The organism is Aliikangiella aequoris (assembly GCF_053709105.1).
In genome coordinates this window covers 3,447,561-3,469,570 of record NZ_CM132298.1, presented here as the reverse complement: position 1 = coordinate 3,469,570, position 22,010 = coordinate 3,447,561, and the positions used below count along the sequence as shown (strand labels likewise).

Below are 22,010 nucleotides of genomic sequence, written 5' to 3'. Positions count from 1 at the left end.
TGACTTTTTTCCTGCGTCAAAAAAGTCAGCAAAAAGACGCTAGCGTTGGCACTGGGCACCGCGATTGGGTTTTGTGGAGGGTGTGGAGTGGTCGTTTGCGTTTTTGATCACGGGTGGGGGGAGCGCTGGTTTGTGGGGGGGTACTTATGATGCTTTGGCTTGGTTATTTTTGTGGGGTTTTTTGATGGGGGAGGTTGGTGAGTTGTGGTTTTAGGTTTTAGGTTTTGGCTTTGGTGGATTATTGAGGTTAAAGGCGGTTTCGCATCGCTGCGCTTGCATGCGACTGACTTTTTTCCTGCGTCAAAAAAGTCAGCAAAAAGACGCTGGCGTTGGCACTGGGCACCGCGATTGGGTTTTGTGGTGGCTGTGGAGTGGTCATTTGCGTTTTTGATCACGGGTGGGGGTAGCGCTGGTTTGTGGGGTGGTACTTATGATGCTTTGGCTTGGTTATTTTTGTGGGGATTGTGGGGAAGGGGGCGGTTGTGGAATTGTTATTTGCGGTTTTAATCTCAGGCGGGGCGAATGTTGATTTGTGGGGTGGGGCTTATGATGCTTTGGCTTGGTTATTTTTGTGGGGATTTTTTTAGAGGGGAGGATTTTATGGATGGCAGGGTTGAATTGGTAGGTCGTGGTTGGCTCCCCATTCGGCCCATGAGCCATCGTATACGGCTAGGTTGGTTAGTCCAATTTCGGCGGCGGCCAGGGCGATGACGCAGGCGGTAACGCCTGAGCCGCAGCTGGCGATAATTTGTTGGCTGTTAATTTCGTTAAAGTTGGCAAAAATTTGCTGGAGAGCTGGGGTTTCTTTTAATAAGCCATTTTCAAGTAGGTGAGTATGCGGCAAACAACGGGACGAAGGAATGTGTCCGCTGCGTAATCCTGCTCTGGGTTCTGGCTCTTGGGCATTAAAACGAGCTTGTGAGCGAGCGTCCAAAATAAGGCTGTTCTTATGGCCAATTAAATCGAGAACTTGTTCTGCGTTTACAACTAAGTCGGGATTAAACTGGGCTTTAAAATCACCTTGGCTATGAGTTAATTTCCAGTCGCTGTCACAATTAAAATTTTGCTTAAGCCATGCGGGTAGTCCGCCGTTTAAAACGTACACGGATTGATGCCCCATAATTTTAAACATCCACCAGGCTCTAGCACTGGAAAATATACCCATGGCATCGTAACAAACTATAATTGAGTCTTGGTTTATGCCGAGCGAAGCGACTTGTTGTTCAAACTGTTGTGGACTAGGTAACATGTGCGGCAATGGTGTTGCTGGTGCACAAATTTCGGTATCAAAATTAAACTCTATCGCTGTGGGAATTATGTTACTCGGTTTTGCAATCGGAGTACCGTTGGGCAGGTTTTTAAGCGTTGCATCGAGTATGACAAGGCGGGGCTCATTCAAATGTTGATTGAGCCACTTTGCAGAAACAATATTTGAAGTTGGCAAGTCCATCGCATTTTCCTGTGTGATAAAGCAACAATTAACGGCAATATAAACCGGGTTAGGCGGAGCTAATTTATCATTAGCCCGGCCTCAGTTTATGCACGCGCTAGTTGGTTTACTTTAACCAGCGCGCAATATCTTTGGCGTAATAAGTTAAAACGGCATCGGCTCCGGCGCGTTTAAAACCAAGCATTGCTTCCATAACGCATTTTTCTTCGTCTATCCAGCCATTCGCTGAAGCTGCTTTTAGCATCGCGTATTCGCCGCTAACATGATAAGCCATTACCGGAACTTTAAAGTTTTGTTTGGCTCTATAAATAACATCAAGATAGGGCATGCCTGGCTTTACCATGACCATGTCGGCTCCCTCTTGCAAGTCCATTGCAATTTCATGAAATGCTTCATCGCCATTAGCCGGATCCATTTGATAGGTTTTTTTATCTGCTTTACCTAAGTTGCCAGCGGAGCCAACCGCGTCGCGAAAAGGACCGTAAAACGCAGAAGCATATTTAGCTGAATAAGCGAGAATTTTGGTATTAATAAATCCTTCTGTTTCTAACGCTTCACGAATGGCGCCAATGCGGCCATCCATCATATCAGAAGGTGCCACTATGTCTGCCCCGGCTTCGGCATGACTAACCGCTTGTCTGGCTAGCACTTCAACGGTGGCTTCATTAAGCACGTAGCCCTGCTCATCAATAATACCGTCTTGGCCGTGAACCGTGTATGGATCTAATGCTATGTCGGTAATTACGCCAAGCTCGGGGAACTGAGCTTTAATTTGAGCAATTGTCGTTTGGACTAAGCCATTTGAGTTGTGTGCTTCTTCTGCGAGTAAGCTTTTTTTCGATTCGCTAATGACCGGAAATAACGCGATAGCTGGAATGCCTAAGGCCACAACTTCGGCTAGTTCTTGTAATAAAAGATCGACACTTTTTCGCTCGACGCCCGGCATAGAGGCGACCGCTTCTTTGCGGTTTTCGCCTTCTAAAACAAATACCGGATAAATTAAATCATTAGTGGACACTTTATTTTCAGCCATAAGGCGACGCGAAAAATCGCTGCTTCGCATACGTCTGGGGCGTTTAAAAGGAAAAGGGCTAAGTGTTGTAAAGTTGGCCATGTTAATCCTGTACTCAATTTAAAAGTGGGCTTTGTCGTTAGCCATATTTTAACAGTTAAATTCATTGGCTGCTGTATTTACAGCTAATTAGGCGCAAGTTTCCACTTTAAGAGGGTTTTATTTTAAGCCATTGGATAATCTTATTAACGACTAAGTCGGGCTCACGCATCCAATTAAAGTGACCAAGTAAATGGTGTGGTAGTTCTGGTGGGCTAAAGTGATGGAAACTGGCGGGCGTAGCAATTTTCTCGATTAAGGCGCGGCTAGATGAAGGCGGTGCTAAAATATCTTGTGAGAAAGTGAGCATCAGTGCATTTAGTTTTAATTGAGCAAGGCTTGCTTCTATATCACGGTTTAATCCTTTCGCTTTAAAGTTGCCGGTTCTCACGGTAAATGACCAGTCACTAATAATTTGGCGGGCTTCTCTGCCCCCAAATCCAAGTTTTCTGCCCGGAAAATAGCCCATCACAAATGCAATTGCGCGCATTAAATATGAGGCGACAACTAAACTAATGTTGGCAGGAAACGACCATATTTTATAAAAAGGTGTGCCGGTGGCCACACCAATAAAGCCCGCCACTTGCCCTGGGTTAAGTCCCGCGTAAGCAAGCCCTAACTGACCTCCCAACGAATGACCTACAATATAGATTGGGTTTTGTGGAAATTTGCTTTTCAGGTGCTCAAAAACTAAAGGTAGATCACTTTGTAGGGTTTCAGCGTAGCCAAAATTAGTTGCATGAGAAGCTCTCAAATTACTTGTGCCTAAGCCGCGCTGTTCAAATGTTGCAACTAACAAACCGCGTTGCTGTAGTTGCAAGGCTAGTGGTAAATAACTGCGTGCCGGAACTCCCATTGCGGGAAGGCACAGCATTAGGGGTGTTTGAGCTGAAATAGTGTCAGTCTGTGGGGTATGTTGAAGTTGAAACTGCGCACCATCTGAAGACTGAATCGTATTTAAGGTTAATGACATGATTTATCCAAGTTAAGCTCAAGCATTGAGTTTGAAAGGCTATTCTAGTGTAAAAAGCTAACTCCTCCAACCAGTTGAGCTAAATTAACCGCTTAGCGATGCATATCGCTTGCATTCATGCTATTTGATCGGTAAGATCCGCCGTCCTATTAATGCTGTATGGTATTTGACCAAAGGGAATGACCCCGGCTCAAATGGCGATACGCACAAAATGAGTAACTAAAAATGAAAGCTGAAATCCATCCAACTTACGAACCTATTAAAGCGTCTTGCAGCTGCGGAAACGTGATTGAAGTCGGTTCAACTTTATGTAAAGAAATCAACTTAGACGTATGTTCTGCTTGTCACCCTTTTTACACTGGTAAGCAAAAAATGGTTGATACTGGTGGCCGTGTTGATAAATTCCGTAAACGTTTCGGAGCACGTTCGCTTAAAAAGTAACTTAAATTACTTTTCAAGAATACTAAAAAGGCGCTTTATAGCGCCTTTTTTATTTTTAGCAAATCGGTTTTAAAAATATTTTAGTGCTTGCTATTGAAAAAATAATGGCCATCTCCATATATAGGTTACAGCAGCATTGCTTAACCGGTTAATGACTTTGCTCAGAAGAATTTTAATGACTTTATTAATGAATGATTTTATTAATTTAATCTGAGGAGATCAGCATGAACAGACTAAGACTTGATCCTTTACAGGATTTACATTCCTTTTTTAATATTTACTCGCATCCTGAGCGCACTAATCAATCAACCACAAAAACTGACAGAGACTGGAGTCCTAAAGTTGATGTGTTGGAAGAAGAGTCACGCTTTTTAATTGTGGCAGAGCTGGCCGGTATCGATAAGCAAGACATAAAAATTGAGCTACAAGAAAATATTTTAAGTTTAAGTGGAGAAAGAAAGCTTCAGTTAGACGATAAAAAAGCACTCCGTGTTGAACGCGGGTTTGGAAAATTTAAACGTAGTTTTTCATTGCCGGAAAATATTGACGAAACCAACATTTCCGCGCAAAGTAAAAATGGATTATTAGTGTTAAGTTTACCTAAGCTAGTGAAAGAAAAGTCTTTAAAAAATATTGAGATTCACTAAGACTAGCACACTCATTTAAGCCTAACTCGCTTACTATTCTATTGCCGAAACTTTTGCTAGGTGGCACTAAAACCATCTAGCACTTGTTTCGTTGGCTTACTCATAATAAACTCAATTTATAACCTGAGTGCTGAACCTGTGCCAATGCTAGCGCAAGTGTTAAAAAGCTTACTCAGAGTATTTGCCAAACGAAACAAATTTTAGCAATAGGAGCGTTTTAAATGAAAACAGTAAAAGCGCTTGTTGCGTTAAGCATATTAGTTTTTAGTAGTAGTTGCAGCTATATTTTGTCGCCGCGAGTCGAGTCATCTATGGTTAAGTTGACTGCGGGTGAATACCAAATCGATCCTACCCATAGCAGTGTAATTTTTAAAGTTAATCACATGGGGTTGTCGACTTTTGTCGGCCGCTTTAATCAGTTTAATGCAAGTTTAACTTTCGATCCTAAAAATAAGCTAAATGCCCGATTACACGCCTGGGTTGCGACTGATTCCATTGATGTGAATAACCCAGAGCTTGAGCAGCAGTTAGTCACTGGTACTTGGTTTAATTCGTCGGTTTACCCTAAGGCTGAGTTAACTACCTTAAGTGTCGAAGCAACGCCTAGCGAAAACCAATTGGTGTTTAATGCTAAGCTTAAATTGCTCGGTGTTGAAAAGCCAATAAAGTTATTGGCAACATTTCATGGCGGAGCCGATAATTTTTTAACTGGCTTTTATACCTTAGGTTTTTCTGCTCAAACTGAACTTTTACGTTCTGACTTTTCTATGGATAGCTACATTCCAATGGTTGGTGACAGCGTTAAAGTTGAAATTTATGCTGAGTTTCAGCGCCGTTAGTTTGCCATAACCGTTCTTTCTTTTGCCCAGTCTCGTAACCCTTGAATTTTTTCTGCCATGACGACGCTAAGCGGTTTAGTTTGTTTAATGGCGTCTAAAACCTGCGCTGAGTTTAGGGTAATATTTTCGGCGTAAGATTGATAAAGTGCAGACACCACCGCTTGTTCTATTTCGGAGCCGGTAAACCCTTCGCTGGCTTGGGCAAGCGAAGCAAGCGAAAAGTCTGCTGGCTTTTGTTGTCGTCGTGATAAATGAATAGAAAATATTTCGCTTCGCGCTTCAAGGTCTGGCAAGTCGACAAAAAAGATTTCGTCTAAGCGGCCTTTGCGCATGAGCTCTGGTGGAAGCCGCGAGATATCATTAGCGGTAGCAACTAAAAAAACTTGCTGTTGTTTTTCTGCCATCCAAGTTAATAATGTTGCGAGTACACGCTGCGATGTACCGGCATCACTCTCGCCGCTAGAAATTCCTTTTTCTATTTCGTCTAACCATAAAACACAAGGTGACATTAGCTCTGCCATTTTTAGCGAGTCACGTAAGTTTTTTTCTGTCTCGCCGTGATATTTATTATACAGCGCGCCAAAGTCTAATCTAAGCAGTGGAAGCCCCCACATGCCTGCAACAGACTTAGCAGCGAGACTTTTTCCGCCGCCTTGCACGCCAACTAGCATCAGCCCTTTAGGTGGATCTAATGGAATGTCTGGGTTTAAAAAAATGGCTTCGCGTTGCTTTAACCAGCGCTTTAAATTATTTAATCCACCCACCTCGGTAAACTTAGATGTTTCGTACTCAAAGCTTAAAACACCATCCATATCCAGCAGCTCAAATTTCGCTTTATTTACTGCGGGTAGTTCATTTTCGGTAATTGCGCCGTCGGCAATAACATTACGAATTAAGGTGCGCGCATCTGCAAAAGTCATCCCTTGCAAGTTTCTAACTAGTTTTTTAAGTGTTTCAGAATCGGTTTTAACTTTCTCACCTTGATTTTGGCGAGACCATAACGAAGCTTCTTTTCGAATCAGCTTTTCAAGTTGCGCTTCATTTGGCAGCGCTAATTGAAAGCTGGCGCTAAAGCGTTTGATTTCAGCAGGTAAATCAATTGAATGCGAAATAAAAATGACCGTATGGGCACGCTCGTGATGTTTAAGTGCAATTTCCTTTAACATTCTAACCACTTTGGGCGCATCATCTAAATGGGGGTGAAAGTCGCACAGTGCAAATAGACAGGCTCGATGAGCTTGGTTAATGTGTGCTAGTGCCGCAAGAGGTTCATGACTGTCCTCTATTTCAGCTAAATCATAAGCCAAATCAACTCGGCGCATTCCATCAACATGATCCCAGCTAAAAAGTGGACGGTTTAAATGGGCGGCAATTTCTGCAAGTAAGTCTAACGCTCTGGACTCTTCATGGGTGTCTATGGTGATAATTGGCTTACCCGTTTTTATAAGTAAACTAAGGTCATGAAAGTCTGTTTTACCGCTCATACTCATATTCCGTTTATTTTGTTAATAATGTTACTAGCAGTTAAATGGCTTTCATTATTGGTTTGGCTTAAAATACCCGCTAGATGAGCTATTTTAGTGAGTTTTCACCGAGAGTCTAGAGCATGCAGCAAATAACCCCACAAGATAAGTTAATTTTATTATTCGATAACGCCGTTAAAACCTTATTCGGCGGAGCGCAGGTGTCGTCGCGCGCAAACCCTATGGCAGGCGTTGCTGCTGGTGAACTCGACGCGACAGAAAAAAAGCATGCCGCAGGCTTAATGCGAGTGAATCATTGTGGTGAAGTGTGCGCGCAAGCTTTGTATCAAGGACAGGCGCTTACCGCGAAATTACCCAAAGTAAGAGCCAAAATGGAACAAGCGGCTATTGAAGAAAATGACCATTTAGATTGGTGCGAAACCCGCATTAAGCAACTTGATAGTCATACCAGCTTTTTAAATCCTTTATGGTATGCCGGTTCCTTTACCATTGGCGCAGTCGCTGGAGCAGTTGGTGACAAGTGGAGTCTTGGGTTTGTGGCTGAAACAGAGCGCCAGGTAGTCGCTCATTTAGAAGGTCACTTAGGGTTATTACCCCAACAAGATAAACCCAGCCAAGCAATATTGGCCCAAATGAAAATTGATGAACAGCAGCATGCCGATACCGCCATTGCCGCGGGTGGCAGTGAGCTACCTAAACCCATAAAAGACGTAATGCAATTACTGGGCAAAGTGATGACTTCGACTGCCTACTATGTGTGAAAAATAAGCGCTAAAATTATTAGCCCTCGTCTTTTTACCAAAGTCATTAGTTCATCCGGTTTAAGGTTATTATTTTGGATTGAATCATCCTGGTTCTGTGAGTTTTATTACGAGTGGTATTCGAGCAGAATTAAGGAATGATTTGGATCTTAAAAGAGAAATCGAGAGCCTTAAAAGGTTAGTCGTTGAAAAAGTGACTTGTCCCATTATGTCCATAAACATCGAAAGTCGATATTACAAATCATAATATTCATATACTATTCAGCTTTACTCTATACTATTAGAACTCGACTGGATTAATGAACAATAAGTTAACTTTCTAACTTGTACAATAATCAACCAGCCCAAATTCAGCATTTAATTAAAGGAAAAGCGCCTTCGTTTTACCAACACTCGAAGGTCACAAAACGACATAAATATGATGAATCTTCTACTTCGCACGATACTTATCACACTACTAATTGGCCTCACTATCAAGAACGCATTAGCAGAGAGGAAAATTTACTCTACCTGCACTGAAGATGTCGCCGAATTAGATGCCCAGTTTAAAAGCCCAACAGACAGAGCAGTAAACGAGAAACTACCCTATATAATCTCAGCCTTTCGTACGGGACAACCCTATTGCATTGCTCAAGTTTTTGTCTACCCATTTGAGATGCCCGAACCACTAAAAGACATTGAGAACCAAGAAGAAATGATTTCTCGTATTGACGAAGTGGTTGATGAAAAGCTGATACAACTGATAGCCAATTCTACTATTTCAGATTGGGAGAAAGTGGGTTGGCGCGGCTCAATGTTAAACAACGGTATGGTTTGGGCAGGTGAAAGTACTTGGCTAGGCACTATCTCGGTTCGCACCGAAAAATTTATAGAAAGAGCTAAACATGTAACCGAAACGCAAAAAAAATACCTACACTCAAGTTTACACAATATGGAATATCCTGTTCTAAGTTGGAACTCCGATAAGTTTAATATTCGCGTCGACTATATGGGCGACCATATGTACCGTTATGCTGTGTGGCCGGGTAATAAATCACAACAAGAAAAGCCCGATCTTATCCTAACTAACGGCGAAAAAATTTGGAGCAATGGGTCATTAAAATATCCAAGATACGAATTTAAAAATGGGCGCTACACATACACAGTCGGAAAATTGTGGAACCCAGAATGGCCCGACCATAAAATTGGCGACCTTTCAGTTATAAAAAAAGACAACAAAGGAGAAGAAGCGCTCCTTCTACAGGTCGATTATTTTGAACAAGACGCCGGTATGAAAGCGATAAAAACACTCAACGAAGAACGATTACGTATTGCAAAAGATTTCGCACAAAGAGTAATCAAAGGCAAACCTATGGCAGGGCTAGCCCCACACCCAGTTAAGTTTAGATATCATGGCAGAACAGATAGCCGTTTATCACATCACTACTGTGATATCACTTTTGATACAAAAGTAACAAAAGTATCTTTTGATTCTTTCGAAAAGCACATTAAAGAAAGTACTACCGCAGATCTTAAATGGTTAAGCGAGATCGATATTGATAAGCCGAGCTTCTTTTTCGATAAAAGCAACGATTTTATTGAAATTAAGATACACCTTACAACATTTAAATTATACTTTGATCACTATAATAAAGAGAACAGGTTGTTTAAGATTTCTATGCATAATACCTGTATGGCGTAAAGGCAATAGCCTTGGACCAATAACCGTGGACAGTCACTAATATAATTAGTTTTTATATGTCCACGCCAAATCTAGTGAGTGCCGTAAATTGAGTAAGTGTTTTGTTAATGCGAACTTGATTTGAATAAAGGTTAATATTAATAGCATGACAGAGCTCAATATAGTTAGCGCTGTTTAACGGAGTGCGGCATGGTAAAGATGCACTATTCTCATGCACTATTCTCATGAAAACTCAGTAATTTGGGTTAAGCCGCAGGTTAGGTTTTGTGACTCACCCCAACCTAGGGGCGGCCATTCAATCGATTCGATCTATTCGATCCATTCAATCCATTCAATCAATTCTATAAGGCATTAAGCTGGACAAATCTTGAGCTTTCTTGAGCTAAGCTATCGACAATAATAAAGGGCTCATTGTCGAAACTAATGTCGGTAATAAATAGGTTCGACGGAATAGTAAAATGTTCGAGCTGTTCATTGGTTTTTAAATTAACAGACTTAAGTTTTCTTAAGCCATTACTAGTTGCAATGTAGTAATAAACATCACCAATAATTTTAGACTGATAAGCAGACGGAAGGTTAGCGTAGCTATTAAATTTAAAAAGACTTTTTACTTCGCCGTTGTTGCTTTTAACCATTAGTTGAAAACTTTTATCATCAATATAATAAAGCAAATTTTTATCAGCACTTTCCTGTGCCAATTTACTTGAGTTGATCAGAACAAGGGATTTTTTCTGGTCGCGAATATTAAGGCGGTAAACATTAAACTGGTTATTCTCATTGGCAGAATAATATAAATTGTCACCATCAATAGACCAGTTTAATAAGGTATTAAGGCCTGCTAGTTGATGGCGGCTAATCACTTTACCTTGCGGCAAGCTAAATATAATTACCGAGTTACGATTATTTTTTCTGGCAATAAATGCCATGTGTTTTCCGTTTGATGAAACAACCGGCCGCTCGATCATATCGGCTTTTATGTCGGTTATTTTTTTAGTCGATTTAGAATTGGTTTGCCATAACTCAAAAGCGCCTGAGCGATTAGAAACAAAAAAAGTTGTTTTAATTTGATGATCATAAATGGCTTTAAAGTCAATATAGTCACTGTTTAAATCGCTCCACACAAACCCTAGACTTTGGCGTAAGCTAGCGATATTAATGTCGCGGTTTCGACTCGCATAAATAATTCTATCGCCAGCAGATGAAACCGCTAAACTGGCAGGTATTTCTTGCGCAGAAAAATCTGTTTTCCTCGCTAGCTTTTGATCATTCATGTTGTATTTCCAGAGCGCATGAACGCCGCTGGCGCGTCCGCTTAACCAAATTTCGTGATTAGACTGGACTGCCAGTCCCCAAACAGTATCTAGCGCTAAATTGGTCGCTGTGAGCTTTTGAGTGTCTAAGTCAAACTGTGATAGCTGGTTAATACCGCGGCTGGTTCGTGAAATAAAGTAAAGCTTTTGACTATCTTTAGAAAATTGTGGGAACTCATTGAATATTTCAGATGGCGTCTTAATATTGATGGCGCCGCTCGCATGGTTTAGCGGTAAACTCGCCGAATTATCGAGTGTAAACGCCACTATGTCGATTTTATTGTCTTTAAAAACAGACAACGCCAGTTTAGTTTCATCTGCCGACACCGCTAAATATTTAATGCGATGGCTCGATTGATACAAAGTAACCAATTCACCCGTGCTAATATGTTGCCTCACCACTTGGCATTCGTTTGTACTACATTTTACAAAATACCAATATTTATTAGTTTGCCCCCAAACCGGACTGCGATATAAAAAGTTATCCTCCGTTAAAGTATGAATTGCCTGTGATTTTAGATCTAGTATCGCCAGCTGGCCTGACAATGCGTTTTGATTAAGCGCTAGAGATTGAGTGTGCGTTTGAGTTTGCACAGATGCTTCATCTTGCGGTAATGCTTTCATTTGCACAAAGATAGCCTTTTGCCAGTCTGGCGAAACAGAATGCATGACGGTGTCTTGACTAAAGTCAGTTAAAAAGCGAGTGCTGTAGTGTGGGGCGGGAGTTTGCGGTTGATTAAAATAAACCGCGATTAATAAGATAAGCCCTAGCGCAATCAATGCACTAACTAGTTTTGTACTGGCGGAAAAATGTCGACTCTTTTGGCCAGACCCGTGGCCTAACCCATCGCCCAATGGCGAAGCATTGTCAGCTGCTATGTTTTCGACAGGATAAATAAAAACATAGCCTTTGCGCGGCACCGTTTTTATATATTGCGGCGCTTTAGAGTCGTCATTAAAAACTTTGCGCAGCTCAAAAATTGCACGAGTTACTACTTCAAGTCCTGCCACTTTCCCTGGCCACAAAAGTTCTGCTATTTGTTGGCGACTTAAAACTTCGCCGTGATGCTCTATTAAACAACACAGCACCTGCATTATTTTAGGCTCAAGCTTAAATTCTTGATCATCGACTGCGAGTTTATCGTGAGAAGGGATCACCAAATAAGGCCCAACTCTAAAATTTTCTTTGTTATGCAATCTCTGTATCCTGTTGATTTATATAGACAAATAATTCCATAATTTTTCCATTATGAGTGAATCATTGTAAGTCATCGCCTGCCCATATACAAAACAAAAAGTTGAGTTCAAGCAATGCTTAGCGTCTTAATACTTGGTTGGCGGTTTTTTAACCTTGCTGGCTTAAGTTGTAAATAGGGTTATTTTTTAAACAAGGTAGGTATGAAAGTGAGTATGATTAAGTCATTCAACAATGTTTTATCAATGGTTATTCTGTTGCTGTTAAGCGGGTGTGGATCGGGCGGTGGTTCAGAAGAGAAAATCATTGAAGAAGAAACAAAAGAAGTCACATTTAAAGTCGAAGGGATCTATGACGTTGACTATGGTCAGTTTCAGGGAACCTACGCCTTCTTAGACAATGGCGATTTTTATGGGGTGCATTATGTAGACGCGGAACTCGCCGGACACCCACGCGGCAACTTGCCACAAGCCAATAGTTTTGAGAACAAAACTCCCATTGCATGGGCAAACTTTATCGACTATCAACAGGTGGGCCAGCAAGAGCCTAATGCGATATTTGGCAAAACTGGGCATACCGAAGGCGGCCTAAAAGTTGCCATTAGAGGCACTTTTGGTGAATTTGTGGCCACCACGCATGGGCAAAGAGCTTGGGCAAGCGGATCTGAAAAGTCTTTGTATTTTGATCCCGCCTTACTCAGTGATATTTCAGGAGACTACACTGGAATACTAAGAACTGTCGGCATTCAAGAGTCAATTACCGATGTTAATAGTTTAACGATTGATCCCGCCGGCAATTTTAGCGTTACAGTTAATACCTGCACTTACACAGGTACACTCACTCAATATGCAGATAAAGGCGTATACCAAGCTTTTGCGACTGCCAGTGGTAATGAGTGTGAAATGACCAGTGCGTTAGCCGGGTTATTAATGCCATCGCAAATCACCGCAGAGCGTATCACGTTAATATTAATGCTCAACAGCAGTGACCAAGAAGACACTGCAGTATTTTTGGTCGATCAAACGTTATAACCGAGTTAGCCAAAAGCTCAAGGAAGAGCGACCAAGGTTAGATATTAGATATTGGATGTTCGATCTTAGTTATTGGATCTTGGAGATTACAAATTAAATGGAATTCATGGATTGATGTTTTTCCGCAAGTTGCTTTGGAAAGTGTTGGGTTTTTAAAAGAATCCATATTTTGATCAAAATAAAGCAATACAATGCAGAACCAAGCAAAACAAAGAAGCCAGTCAGCTGTTGTAGTATCGCTGGCTTTTTTGTTTACCTGCAGCTTTGTTCACCTGCCTTTTTGTTTATTGGTATTTTTTAATATTGATCTTCTCATTGAGCTATATATTGAGATTATTAATAAACCCCATCTCATATTTACATATCTCATTTCGCCTGTTATCGTAACGGGATAAAAATAATGAATACAAGCTGCCGTATGGAGAAAGGATTAAGGCGGTTTTTAATCTAGGAAGGTTGGAGTCGTCTATCTATGAGTAACCCGTCAACGTGTTTATTCTGTCAGCTTCCTGCTGAGCGTATTATTAGTGAATCTAGTTTATTTATCGTGATTCACGACGCCTACCCAGTAACCACTGGGCATACCCTTATTATCCCCAAACGCCATGTTGAAACCTGGTTTGATTTAACCCAGCAAGAGCAGCAAGCGGCTAATCAGTTGTTAGTTGAGCTTAAAGACAATCATATTCAAAAAGACCCCAGTATTACTGGGTTTAATATTGGCATGAATTGTGGAGAAAGTGCTGGGCAAACGGTGATGCATTGTCATATTCATTTGATCCCGAGGAGAGATGGTGATTGTGAGAGTCCTAGAGGTGGAGTGAGAGGTGTGATTGCTGGGAAGCGGGGGTATTAGATGAAAAGTGCTTCTGTTATTAGCTTTGCAGAGCGAGTAATGACCTTACTTGAGCAAGGCCGATTTACCAGCACTTATAAATATGCGGTGTTGCTTGGGTTAATGGATTTATCCATGGAGCATTTTACTACTACTCAAACGCCACCTAATTCAGTTTCAACACGCCAGCTAGCGGAAAAAATTATTCAAATTTATTGGCTGCAAACGAATCCCTTTGTTATTACCCCAAATGAAAGCGCTGTTCTATTGCAAAATGCAGGCAGGCAAGGCGCGCAAGCCAGTATTATTAATCATATTGTCGCTTTTAGACAAGCCTCACAACTGGGCGCTTATTCGCCGTATTTTTCTGCCAAACATAAAGATAGAAAAGCTTTTAACAAGCTAGTTGATCAAGTGGAGTGGACCTTAATTGAAATGCCACTACCGCGGCTACAACGAATGGGAGCAAGTGAGCGTTCGTTTATTTATAGCATCACATGGGATGACTCAATTAAAAAAAGTCAGGTGAGCAGTTATCAAAAAGGCACGAGTAAAAACTTTGATAATTTAATTCGGTTTCAACCGAATGTAGCAGGCTATTTAATTCAGTTAAGTGGTCTGTTAAGGCCGTTAATTCAGCGAGAGTGGGCTGCACGTGTAGCAGAAACTAATAAGTTAGAAGAAGCGCGGCTGCAATCATTCTTATTTAATAGTAACCGGGCTTCTACGGCAAAATTAAACGAGCCGTTAGTTGAACTACAAAACGGTCGTTGTTTTTATTGCGGTAAGCCTGTGGGTAGTGCGCAAACCAAAAAGCCCGAAGTGGATCATTTTATTCCTTGGGCAAGATATCCGAATGATTCGTTAGCTAACTTTGTAGTAGCGCATAGAAATTGTAATGCCGCTAAAAAAGATTTTTTAGCTAATGAAGAACATCTAGCCAATTGGGTGGAGCGGTTGAACAATTCAAAAATTGTGAATGAATTAGAAAGTTTAGCAGAGCAGAGTCATTGGGATGTTGGGCTTGGGTTAAGCGAGAATGTGAGTCGGGCTATTTATACTAATTTGCAAAGTGGGGTGGAGCTTTGGAAGTTGGGGAAGGAGTTTACACTGTTCAGTAAGCCCAGTGTTAGCGGGATTTGGCAATGATTTATATAAGGTGAAAAATAGTACTTAATAGCTAATTTAATCATCATGTGCATGAAAAGTATACACAGCAATTTGAGTAGTATTGGTACAAAGGAAAAATACCAATATAGTAGACGTATTAAAGTTTGAGTAAATAATTATGGAACAATTAACCGACTTAAAAGCTATTTTGCATTCTAAACGAGCGAATCTTTATTATTTAGAATATTGCCGCGTTATGCAAAAAGATGGTCGTGTACTCTATTTGACTGAACGAGAAAAACAAAATCTGTACTTTAATATTCCTATTGCGAATACGACATGTATATTGTTAGGCACAGGGACATCGGTAACTCAAGCCGCTATGCGAATGTTAGCGCAAGCAGGCGTAATGGTTGGGTTTTGTGGTGGAGGAGGAACTCCACTGTTGATGGGGACTGAGATTGAATGGATGTCTCCGCAAAGTGAATATCGCCCGACGGAATATATACAAGGTTGGATGTCTTTTTGGTTTGACGATTCTAAAAGGCTTGCGGCAGCAAAACTAATTCAAAAGTCGCGATTAAATTATATAAAACAAGTATGGTCGAAAGACCGCGATTTAGTCAATGAAGGCTTTTCGGCCCAAGACGACAGCATATCTTCTCTCATCCAAACTGCAATTCCACAAATTGAAAAAGCAAGTAAAACCACTAAGCTGCTTCAATTGGAAGCAGAGCTAACCAAAAAACTATATAAAATTTCCGCCAACCAAACTAACAATGACAATTTTACAAGAAATAGAGAGTCAACAGATTTAGCTAATGATTTTTTGAATCATGGAAATTATCTGGCCTATGGACTTGCTGCGACGACGTTATGGGTTTTAGGTATACCGCATGGCTTTGCGGTAATGCATGGTAAAACTCGTAGAGGGGCATTAGTATTTGATGTCGCAGATTTAGTAAAAGATGCACTGGTGCTGCCTTGGGCGTTTATATGCGCTAAAGAGAAAGCAACTGAACAGGAGTTCAGGCAGCAGTGCCTGCAAGCATTTACTGCTCATAAATCGCTAGATTTTATGTTTAACACAGTTAAAAAAATCGCATTAGAGACATCATGGGAGTGTAATTAACTATGATGGTTACTTTTGTCTCTCAATGTGAAAAGAATGCACTCAAGAAAACACGGCGGGTGCTTGATGCGTTTGCTGATCGCATTGGTGATAACACTTGGCAAACGATTATTACTCAAGAAGGTTTGTTAACAGTTAAAAAGCTTCTAAGAAGGACCGCTAGTAAAAGCACTGCGGTGAGTTGTCATTGGATACGTAGCCGAGCAAGAAGTGAGTTATTGTGGGTCGTGGGGAAACGAGATAAATTTAATGAAAGCGGAGTTGTTCCAGTAAATTATACAGAAGGTGATATTGAGCACTTTATGGATAAAGAAAAGTGGCAGAGTTTGACTTTAATGAAAAATGCAGTTGCTATTGCTGCGTTATTTCATGATTTTGGTAAAGCAAATGTTCTATTTCAGCAAAAACTAAAAGGCGAAGGTAAGAATAAGTATGAGCCTGTAAGACATGAATGGGTGTCACTAAGAGTTTTTCAGGCATTTGTTGGAGATCAAACAGACGAACAGTGGTTAATTGCATTAACTGAAATAGATAAAAACCATAATGATGATATTTACCAAGACGGTATTAGCTTAGGGAAAAACAATCCATTAGTTAATTTACCGCCTTTTGCTCAGTTAGTCGGTTGGTTGGTGCTTAGTCATCATAAGTTACCTTTCGTGCCTAGTTGGAAGGAAACTTTAACTCAAGAAACCTCGCCAGAAGATTTGCATAAATATGAAATCAGTCCACTAAACAGTTGGTTTGCAGAAGAATTACAAGTTTTCTGGAATTCTTACAACTTTAAAGACGAAGATAGCCAAAATTTCTTACAGGATAACTGGACATTTCATAGCGAAGGATTGCCGTATAAAAGCACTAAGTGGCGGCTTAGAGCTATAAAAATTGCAGATAATGCGCTACAAAATATCAAGCAACTATCCGGTAAAAATATTTTGCATTATGAATTGTTTACCAGTCATCTTGCTCGCATGGCATTGATGCTTGCTGATCATCATTATTCGGCACAAAAAGAGACAACAATAGAATGGCGAAGCCCTAACTATCAAGTTTTTGCTAATACAGACAGGGATACAAATGAACTTAAACAACAGCTTGATGAGCATTTGATTGGAGTCGCTAAACACGCGGTAAATATTGTTAGTAAATTGCCACAATTAAAAAACAGCTTACAAGCGCTGGAGGAAAACAAGTTTTTAAAAAGTACCAAAATTCATACTAAATACGCTTGGCAGGTAGCTGCGCAAAAAATGGCATTAGAGCTAAGTGAATCAAGTAAGAAACAGGGCTTTTTTGGTATTAATATGGCATCAACGGGTAAAGGTAAAACGCTAGCTAATGCCAAAATTATGTATGCCTTGGCGAGTAAAGAACAAGATTGTCGTTTTACCGTAGCACTGGGGTTAAGAACACTCACTTTACAAACAGGTCGAGAATACCGTAAGCAATTAGATTTAACGACAGAGCAATTAGCGATTGCCGTTGGTGGCGCTGCGTCTAAAGCCTTGTTTGAAAATGAACAACATAAAAAAACGGCTGAAGAAAGCTTCGGTACAGGCAGTGAGTCGGTTGAAGATTTTTTAGATCCAGAACTATATGTTGATTATGACCTATCAGGTGTTGAACACAGTTTACATAATTGGACTGGCCCTAATCTACGGATTGAAAAGCTTGTACAAGCGCCGGCATTAGTTTGCACAATTGATCATTTAATCCCTGCGACAGATGGCACCAAAGGCGGTAAGCAAATAGGTCCGATGTTAAGATTACTGACTTCTGATTTAGTCATTGATGAACCGGATGATTTCGGATTAGAAGATTTACCGGCGTTATGTAGACTAGTTTACTGGGCTGGCATGTTAGGTAGTCGCGTTCTGCTTTCTACTGCAACCATGCCACCAGATCTAGCCTTTGCTGCTTTCCAAGCTTATCAAGCTGGTTGGACTGAATATGCAAAAGTGAATAATAGTACTTGGAATGAAAATATTAACTGTGCTTGGTTTGATGAGCGTGAAAAGGGCGGTGCTTTTAAAGCGGAAGTTCGAGATTTTTCTAACTTCAAAGAACGTCATGAAAAATATGTTAATAAGCGAGTTGAATTTTTAAGTTCAGGCGCCGCAAAGCACAAAGCTGCAATTCTCGATAATTTAACTTTAACTGATAATATCTATGTTAATTTTGCTCAAACAATTTTGCAAGGGGCTATTGGTCTACATATAAACAATCATGTAAAGGACAAAGATAAGAAGATTTCTATTGGCTTAGTACGTATGGCTAACATTAATCCAATGGTTGCAGTCGCAAAAGCTTTACTAAACTTATCTGTACCTGAAAATACACATATACATTTATGTGTTTATCACAGTCGTTACCCTTTAGCGGTGCGTTCTTACTTAGAAAGTCAGTTAGATCAAATGTTAAATCGTAAAGAAAACTGGCCACCGCAAAATTTACAAAATCTAATAGAAAAAACAACAAAGAAAAATCAGCTATTGATTGTATTAGCCTCGCCTGTAGCTGAGGTTGGACGTGACCACGATTATGATTGGGCAATTATTGAACCTAGCTCTATGCGCTCCATTATACAGATCGCAGGGCGAGTGCTAAGACATAGAGCATATGTTCCAAAGGAAGAGAATATTCTACTCATTAATCAAAACATCAAGCAACTTAAAGGTAGTGAGCGCTGTTTTAATCAACCGGGTTTTGAAGTGGAAAACTTAAAGCTCAAGTTGAATGAGCATACGTTAAGGGAAATATTGATAGAGACACAATATCAACCCGTTAACGCAGTAGAAAGAGTGGTTAGGAGCAAACAGTCACCGTTAGAAAATTTGGTGTCACTAGAGCACCAAGCTTTACTTGAAAAGCTATTTAAGAATCCTGATTCAGCCAAGCTTTGGTGGAAAGAACAGGTGCATTGGTGTGGGGTATTACAAAAATTGCAAGTATTTAGAAAATCCGCTAAAGACGAAGCTGTATATTTTCTCTACAAGAATAATGAGCTGACGTGGGAATGGAAAAACGATGCGGTTTACCCTCCAAAAATGGGGGCGTTATCTGGGGCTGGTATTTCAATTAAAGAAGAACCAGCCATTGTGCCAGCCGAGGGTTTCAGTTTTTGGTTTGATTTAAACCCGGAAAACATATATAGCGAATTAGCCCATGATTTTAACATCAGTGAAGAAGTTGCTGCCCAGCGTTTTGGTGAAATAAGACTGGTTAGCTACAAAAAAAACGATATAAACGAATACAAATATTTCTCAAATTTAGGGATTTACCAAGAGGTGAAATTATGACCGAAAAACTACACCAAGATTCAATTAGTGAGTGCCCGGCAGGTTGGGAAGGCGTAATTACTAATTTTCTTACCGATAAATATGAGGCTGACTTTGCTAAGTATTTAAAAAACTTATTTAAAGGTATTAGCAGTATCTATGAAAAAGAAGGTTTCTTTACTAATGAGGATTTGGCCTTTATTTTTGATAATAGAAAAAATAAGAATTCAGATGAGAAAAATGAATCTGTATTTATTTTAGAGCAAATAGCCTTGTTGAAAGAGTTTAATGAAAAGCCTACTTCTATTGACTTCGAGAGCTTAGATGCTGATATAAATACTAAACAGAAAAACCTTCTAAGTAAGTATGCACCTGAAACATGGATAACTTGGGCGTCGGAAAATGCTAAAAATATTACTTTTGCAACACATGTTACTAAGTTAACGCATTCTGCAATTGATAGCCCCTCAATTTTCAATACTGTTGAAGCAACAAAAGATAGTCATCTATCTTCCTCTAGTTTAGCTAATGCAGCTATCGATGGTGCAGTGCAAGGAAACCAGTATTCACCAATATATCAATTCTTAGAGCTGGAAGTCGGTGGTAAAAAACTAGCTGGTGAATTTGTAAATTTAGATACCGTTTTACTAGAAGCTTTTGCTGAAAATTATGCGCAAATGCTGGTTTGGAATCGGGGGTTTTCAGCAGCAACAAGCGTAGGTATTCCTCGAGCTCATTTTCTATTGAAACAAACATATTTTCCCGTAAGTGAAAATAACACTAGCTCAAGCTATCATTTACTTTGTAATGTGGTTTCTTCATCTAAAGCGCAAGCTTTACATGAGTTTTCTCGTCGAAATTCAAAAGATATTTTCAAAATAAAAGACAGTAATAAATATTCAGATGAAACGTACTTTAACTTCCCAAATAAGGCGAGTATTGCTATTACAGCAAGTAATCATAGTAATGCGTCACAATTAAATGGTAAACGTGGCGGACGTTTAGGCTTGTTTTCTTGTCAGCCGCCGGTTTGGCATTCACAAATAAAGCCGCCGATTTATAGTGGGAGCTTTTTCTACGAACTATCAAAAAATTATGAAGTGAAAGAGAATGTTCAATATTTGTCTGATTTCTTAACTCGTTTTGAAAGTTTACAACTCAGCATCAAAGAGCCCAAACGCATGCGCTGGATAGTAGAGTGGATAGAGAATCTCACCGATGAGGTGTTGGTTTACGTCAAATCTATACAAGCCTTGCCAGTAGGGTGGTCTGCTACTGAGGGCATTAAATTAAAGCTAGAGCATAGAGTGTTGTTGGATTGTTATCGCCAAGATGAACAATTTTCAGAGATAAAAAACAGTAGTGATTGGCAAGCGATCATTATTCAAGACTTCGCTGCTTGGCTAAATAATCGATTAGTAAAAGCTAATGAAAAATTTACGCCACAAAATGCACATACCAAGCTTTGGATGAAAATATTTAAAGCTAATTTTAGAGAAGAATTTAATGCAAAAGGATCAATTCTACAGGAGGAGGTAGTATGAGCCATTACCTATTAATTGAAAGAATTAGGGTGCAAAACGCTAATGCGATCTCTGGTTTTACTTGGGGGTTTCCAGCTATAACCCATTTTTTAGGTTTTTGTCATAATCTAAATAGAAAGCTTAAGTCTAGTAGTGAGTTAAGCAAATTGGCTTTAAATGGTTGTTTGGTTGTAGCACATGAACAACATGTTCATTCTTATAAAGATGGCGCCACAACAAGGTTTTCACAATATAAAACAGCCCAATACTTGGGGCTGAAATTTAATAAAGGGATTCTTAAAGATCCAGCAATTAATGAAGAAGCAAAAATGAATATGACGGTTTCTTTATTAATACCAGTAGATGGTTACTTAGGCGGTTTGCAAGAATCACTGATCGAATTTATTCAGAATGCGTGCTTTTTACAGCGACTAGCTGGCGGAACCGTGTTGTCTATTGAAAATACAGACGTTATTGATTTAGCTAATGAAGAGCAACGAAGAAGCGTTAGAAGAAAGCTATTACCCGGTTTTGTTTTGCAAGATAGATCTGATTGTTTGGCAGAGCATTATTCAAAAATGAAAGAGCAAGATCCCAAAGCAGAGTTGCTTGAAGCTTGGTTTGATTTTATCGCCTTAAAGCAAGTGGCTAGGCCGGCTTGTGAATTGATAGATAGATATTTTGCCAAGCAAGCTAAAAAATGTGACTCACTTTCTTCATTGAATGATATTTGGCTTGAACATAAAAGTCTGCCATATCAACAACAAAGCATACCTAATGAAATAATTTCTTACTTTACAGAAGCTACCAAAAGAATAGAGCCTAAAATTTTAATGCAGTGGCAAGATTACTTAGAGCCAAATGAAAAAACTCCGGCTAATTGGGAGTACGTAAAAAAGCCAGAATCAGGTTATTTGGTTCCAATAATGACTGGTTACACAGCCATAAGTGAGGTTTATCCAGCAGGAGAAATTGATGGTGCTAGAGATAGCGAAACAGACTTATGTTTTGTCGAATCAGTACATTCTGTTGGCGAATGGCAAAGTGTACATCGCTTAAAAAGCCAAGAGCAATGGCTGTCTAGTGTGTGGAACTATACCCCTAATGAACAAGGTTGGTACTTGTGCCAGCAATACACAACTACAGAAAAACAAGCATTACCCAATGAATCAACTGTTGACGATATTTACTATTAATTTAAAGAGGAAT

At 40.0% G+C, this 22,010-nt stretch carries 18 protein-coding genes; 13 read left to right on the top strand and 5 right to left on the bottom strand.

What is annotated here, in order from left to right; genetic code table 11:
* Positions 1-204: 204 nt before the first annotated feature.
* Positions 205-507 (top strand): hypothetical protein, encoded by a 303-nt coding sequence (locus tag ACUR5C_RS14985; RefSeq protein WP_454465986.1) that lies wholly within the window; start codon positions 205-207, stop codon positions 505-507.
* A gap of 91 nt (positions 508-598) precedes the next feature.
* On the opposite strand, the gene ACUR5C_RS14980 is transcribed toward ACUR5C_RS14985, so the two are convergent.
* The 3 genes from ACUR5C_RS14980 to ACUR5C_RS14970 all read right to left on the bottom strand — a co-directional run bounded on the left by ACUR5C_RS14980 (position 599) and on the right by ACUR5C_RS14970 (position 3,534).
* Complete coding sequence (locus ACUR5C_RS14980) at positions 599-1,450, bottom strand: sulfurtransferase (protein ID WP_454465985.1); 852 nt, start codon at positions 1,448-1,450, stop codon at positions 599-601.
* 106 nt (positions 1,451-1,556) lie between these two features.
* Positions 1,557-2,564, bottom strand: coding sequence for a porphobilinogen synthase (hemB, locus tag ACUR5C_RS14975; RefSeq protein ID WP_454465984.1), 1,008 nt, complete (start codon positions 2,562-2,564; stop codon positions 1,557-1,559).
* 106 nt (positions 2,565-2,670) lie between these two features.
* Complete coding sequence (locus ACUR5C_RS14970) at positions 2,671-3,534, bottom strand: alpha/beta hydrolase family protein (protein WP_454465983.1); 864 nt, start codon at positions 3,532-3,534, stop codon at positions 2,671-2,673.
* 225 nt (positions 3,535-3,759) lie between these two features.
* Here ACUR5C_RS14970 and rpmE point away from each other — a divergent pair, with 225 nt between their 5' ends.
* The 3 genes from rpmE (at position 3,760) to ACUR5C_RS14955 (ending at position 5,461) form a co-directional block, all read left to right on the top strand.
* Entirely contained in the window at positions 3,760-3,975 is a 216-nt protein-coding gene (gene rpmE, locus ACUR5C_RS14965) for a 50S ribosomal protein L31 (protein ID WP_454465982.1), read from the top strand.
* Between the two features lie 224 nt (positions 3,976-4,199).
* Complete coding sequence (locus tag ACUR5C_RS14960) at positions 4,200-4,622, top strand: Hsp20/alpha crystallin family protein (protein ID WP_454465981.1); 423 nt, start codon at positions 4,200-4,202, stop codon at positions 4,620-4,622.
* Positions 4,623-4,843: 221 nt separating this feature from the next.
* Positions 4,844-5,461 carry a YceI family protein gene (locus ACUR5C_RS14955; RefSeq protein WP_454465980.1) on the top strand — a complete coding sequence of 206 codons (618 nt, stop codon included), beginning with the start codon at positions 4,844-4,846 and terminating at the stop codon, positions 5,459-5,461.
* Here the strand turns inward: ACUR5C_RS14955 and ACUR5C_RS14950 are convergent.
* Positions 5,458-6,945, bottom strand: coding sequence for an AAA family ATPase (locus ACUR5C_RS14950; protein WP_454465979.1), 1,488 nt, complete (start codon positions 6,943-6,945; stop codon positions 5,458-5,460). The two genes, ACUR5C_RS14955 and ACUR5C_RS14950, sit on opposite strands and share 4 nt — an antisense overlap.
* Positions 6,946-7,067: 122 nt before the next feature.
* Between ACUR5C_RS14950 and coq7 the strand changes: the two genes are divergently transcribed.
* Together coq7 and ACUR5C_RS14940 are read left to right on the top strand one after the other, a co-directional pair.
* Positions 7,068-7,706 (top strand): 2-polyprenyl-3-methyl-6-methoxy-1,4-benzoquinone monooxygenase, encoded by a 639-nt coding sequence (gene coq7 / locus ACUR5C_RS14945; RefSeq protein ID WP_454465978.1) that lies wholly within the window; start codon positions 7,068-7,070, stop codon positions 7,704-7,706.
* A 418-nt stretch (positions 7,707-8,124) separates the two neighbouring features.
* Positions 8,125-9,387 (top strand): hypothetical protein, encoded by a 1,263-nt coding sequence (locus tag ACUR5C_RS14940; RefSeq protein WP_454465977.1) that lies wholly within the window; start codon positions 8,125-8,127, stop codon positions 9,385-9,387.
* Between the two features lie 341 nt (positions 9,388-9,728).
* On the opposite strand, the gene ACUR5C_RS14935 is transcribed toward ACUR5C_RS14940, so the two are convergent.
* A complete protein-coding gene (locus ACUR5C_RS14935; protein WP_454465976.1) occupies positions 9,729-11,894 on the bottom strand; it encodes a winged helix-turn-helix domain-containing protein in 2,166 nt (721 codons plus the stop codon).
* A gap of 207 nt (positions 11,895-12,101) precedes the next feature.
* On the opposite strand from ACUR5C_RS14935, the gene ACUR5C_RS14930 reads away from it, so the two are divergent.
* The 7 genes from ACUR5C_RS14930 (at position 12,102) to csy2 (ending at position 21,997) form a co-directional block, all read left to right on the top strand.
* Positions 12,102-12,923: a hypothetical protein gene (locus ACUR5C_RS14930; RefSeq protein WP_454465975.1), complete on the top strand. Its 822-nt coding sequence runs from the start codon at positions 12,102-12,104 to the stop codon at positions 12,921-12,923.
* Positions 12,924-13,395: 472 nt separating this feature from the next.
* Positions 13,396-13,779 carry an HIT family protein gene (locus ACUR5C_RS14925; RefSeq protein WP_454465974.1) on the top strand — a complete coding sequence of 128 codons (384 nt, stop codon included), beginning with the start codon at positions 13,396-13,398 and terminating at the stop codon, positions 13,777-13,779.
* Positions 13,780-14,907, top strand: coding sequence for an HNH endonuclease (locus ACUR5C_RS14920; RefSeq protein WP_454465973.1), 1,128 nt, complete (start codon positions 13,780-13,782; stop codon positions 14,905-14,907). It begins immediately after the preceding gene.
* A 139-nt stretch (positions 14,908-15,046) separates the two neighbouring features.
* Positions 15,047-16,000, top strand: coding sequence for a type I-F CRISPR-associated endonuclease Cas1f (cas1f, locus tag ACUR5C_RS14915; RefSeq protein WP_454465972.1), 954 nt, complete (start codon positions 15,047-15,049; stop codon positions 15,998-16,000).
* A 2-nt stretch (positions 16,001-16,002) separates the two neighbouring features.
* Positions 16,003-19,299, top strand: coding sequence for a type I-F CRISPR-associated helicase Cas3f (cas3f, locus tag ACUR5C_RS14910; protein WP_454465971.1), 3,297 nt, complete (start codon positions 16,003-16,005; stop codon positions 19,297-19,299).
* On the top strand, positions 19,296-20,822 hold the full coding sequence (gene csy1, locus ACUR5C_RS14905; RefSeq protein ID WP_454465970.1) for a type I-F CRISPR-associated protein Csy1: 1,527 nt from the start codon (positions 19,296-19,298) through the stop codon (positions 20,820-20,822). Before cas3f ends, csy1 begins: the two co-directional genes overlap by 4 nt.
* Positions 20,819-21,997 carry a type I-F CRISPR-associated protein Csy2 gene (gene csy2, locus ACUR5C_RS14900; protein ID WP_454465969.1) on the top strand — a complete coding sequence of 393 codons (1,179 nt, stop codon included), beginning with the start codon at positions 20,819-20,821 and terminating at the stop codon, positions 21,995-21,997. Before csy1 ends, csy2 begins: the two co-directional genes overlap by 4 nt.
* Positions 21,998-22,010: the final 13 nt, after the last annotated feature.

What these genes read in the sequence shown, in the direction of transcription:
- ACUR5C_RS14980 (WP_454465985.1), bottom strand. Translation starts at nt 1,450, where the DNA reads ATGGACTTGCCAACTTCAAATATTGTTTCTGCAAAGTGGCTCAATCAA.
- hemB (WP_454465984.1), bottom strand. Translation starts at nt 2,564, where the DNA reads ATGGCCAACTTTACAACACTTAGCCCTTTTCCTTTTAAACGCCCCAGA.
- ACUR5C_RS14970 (WP_454465983.1), bottom strand. Translation starts at nt 3,534, where the DNA reads ATGTCATTAACCTTAAATACGATTCAGTCTTCAGATGGTGCGCAGTTT.
- rpmE (WP_454465982.1), top strand. Translation starts at nt 3,760, where the DNA reads ATGAAAGCTGAAATCCATCCAACTTACGAACCTATTAAAGCGTCTTGC.
- ACUR5C_RS14960 (WP_454465981.1), top strand. Translation starts at nt 4,200, where the DNA reads ATGAACAGACTAAGACTTGATCCTTTACAGGATTTACATTCCTTTTTT.
- ACUR5C_RS14955 (WP_454465980.1), top strand. Translation starts at nt 4,844, where the DNA reads ATGAAAACAGTAAAAGCGCTTGTTGCGTTAAGCATATTAGTTTTTAGT.
- ACUR5C_RS14950 (WP_454465979.1), bottom strand. Translation starts at nt 6,945, where the DNA reads ATGAGCGGTAAAACAGACTTTCATGACCTTAGTTTACTTATAAAAACG.
- coq7 (WP_454465978.1), top strand. Translation starts at nt 7,068, where the DNA reads ATGCAGCAAATAACCCCACAAGATAAGTTAATTTTATTATTCGATAAC.
- ACUR5C_RS14940 (WP_454465977.1), top strand. Translation starts at nt 8,125, where the DNA reads ATGATGAATCTTCTACTTCGCACGATACTTATCACACTACTAATTGGC.
- ACUR5C_RS14925 (WP_454465974.1), top strand. Translation starts at nt 13,396, where the DNA reads ATGAGTAACCCGTCAACGTGTTTATTCTGTCAGCTTCCTGCTGAGCGT.
- ACUR5C_RS14920 (WP_454465973.1), top strand. Translation starts at nt 13,780, where the DNA reads ATGAAAAGTGCTTCTGTTATTAGCTTTGCAGAGCGAGTAATGACCTTA.
- cas1f (WP_454465972.1), top strand. Translation starts at nt 15,047, where the DNA reads ATGGAACAATTAACCGACTTAAAAGCTATTTTGCATTCTAAACGAGCG.
- cas3f (WP_454465971.1), top strand. Translation starts at nt 16,003, where the DNA reads ATGATGGTTACTTTTGTCTCTCAATGTGAAAAGAATGCACTCAAGAAA.
- csy1 (WP_454465970.1), top strand. Translation starts at nt 19,296, where the DNA reads ATGACCGAAAAACTACACCAAGATTCAATTAGTGAGTGCCCGGCAGGT.
- csy2 (WP_454465969.1), top strand. Translation starts at nt 20,819, where the DNA reads ATGAGCCATTACCTATTAATTGAAAGAATTAGGGTGCAAAACGCTAAT.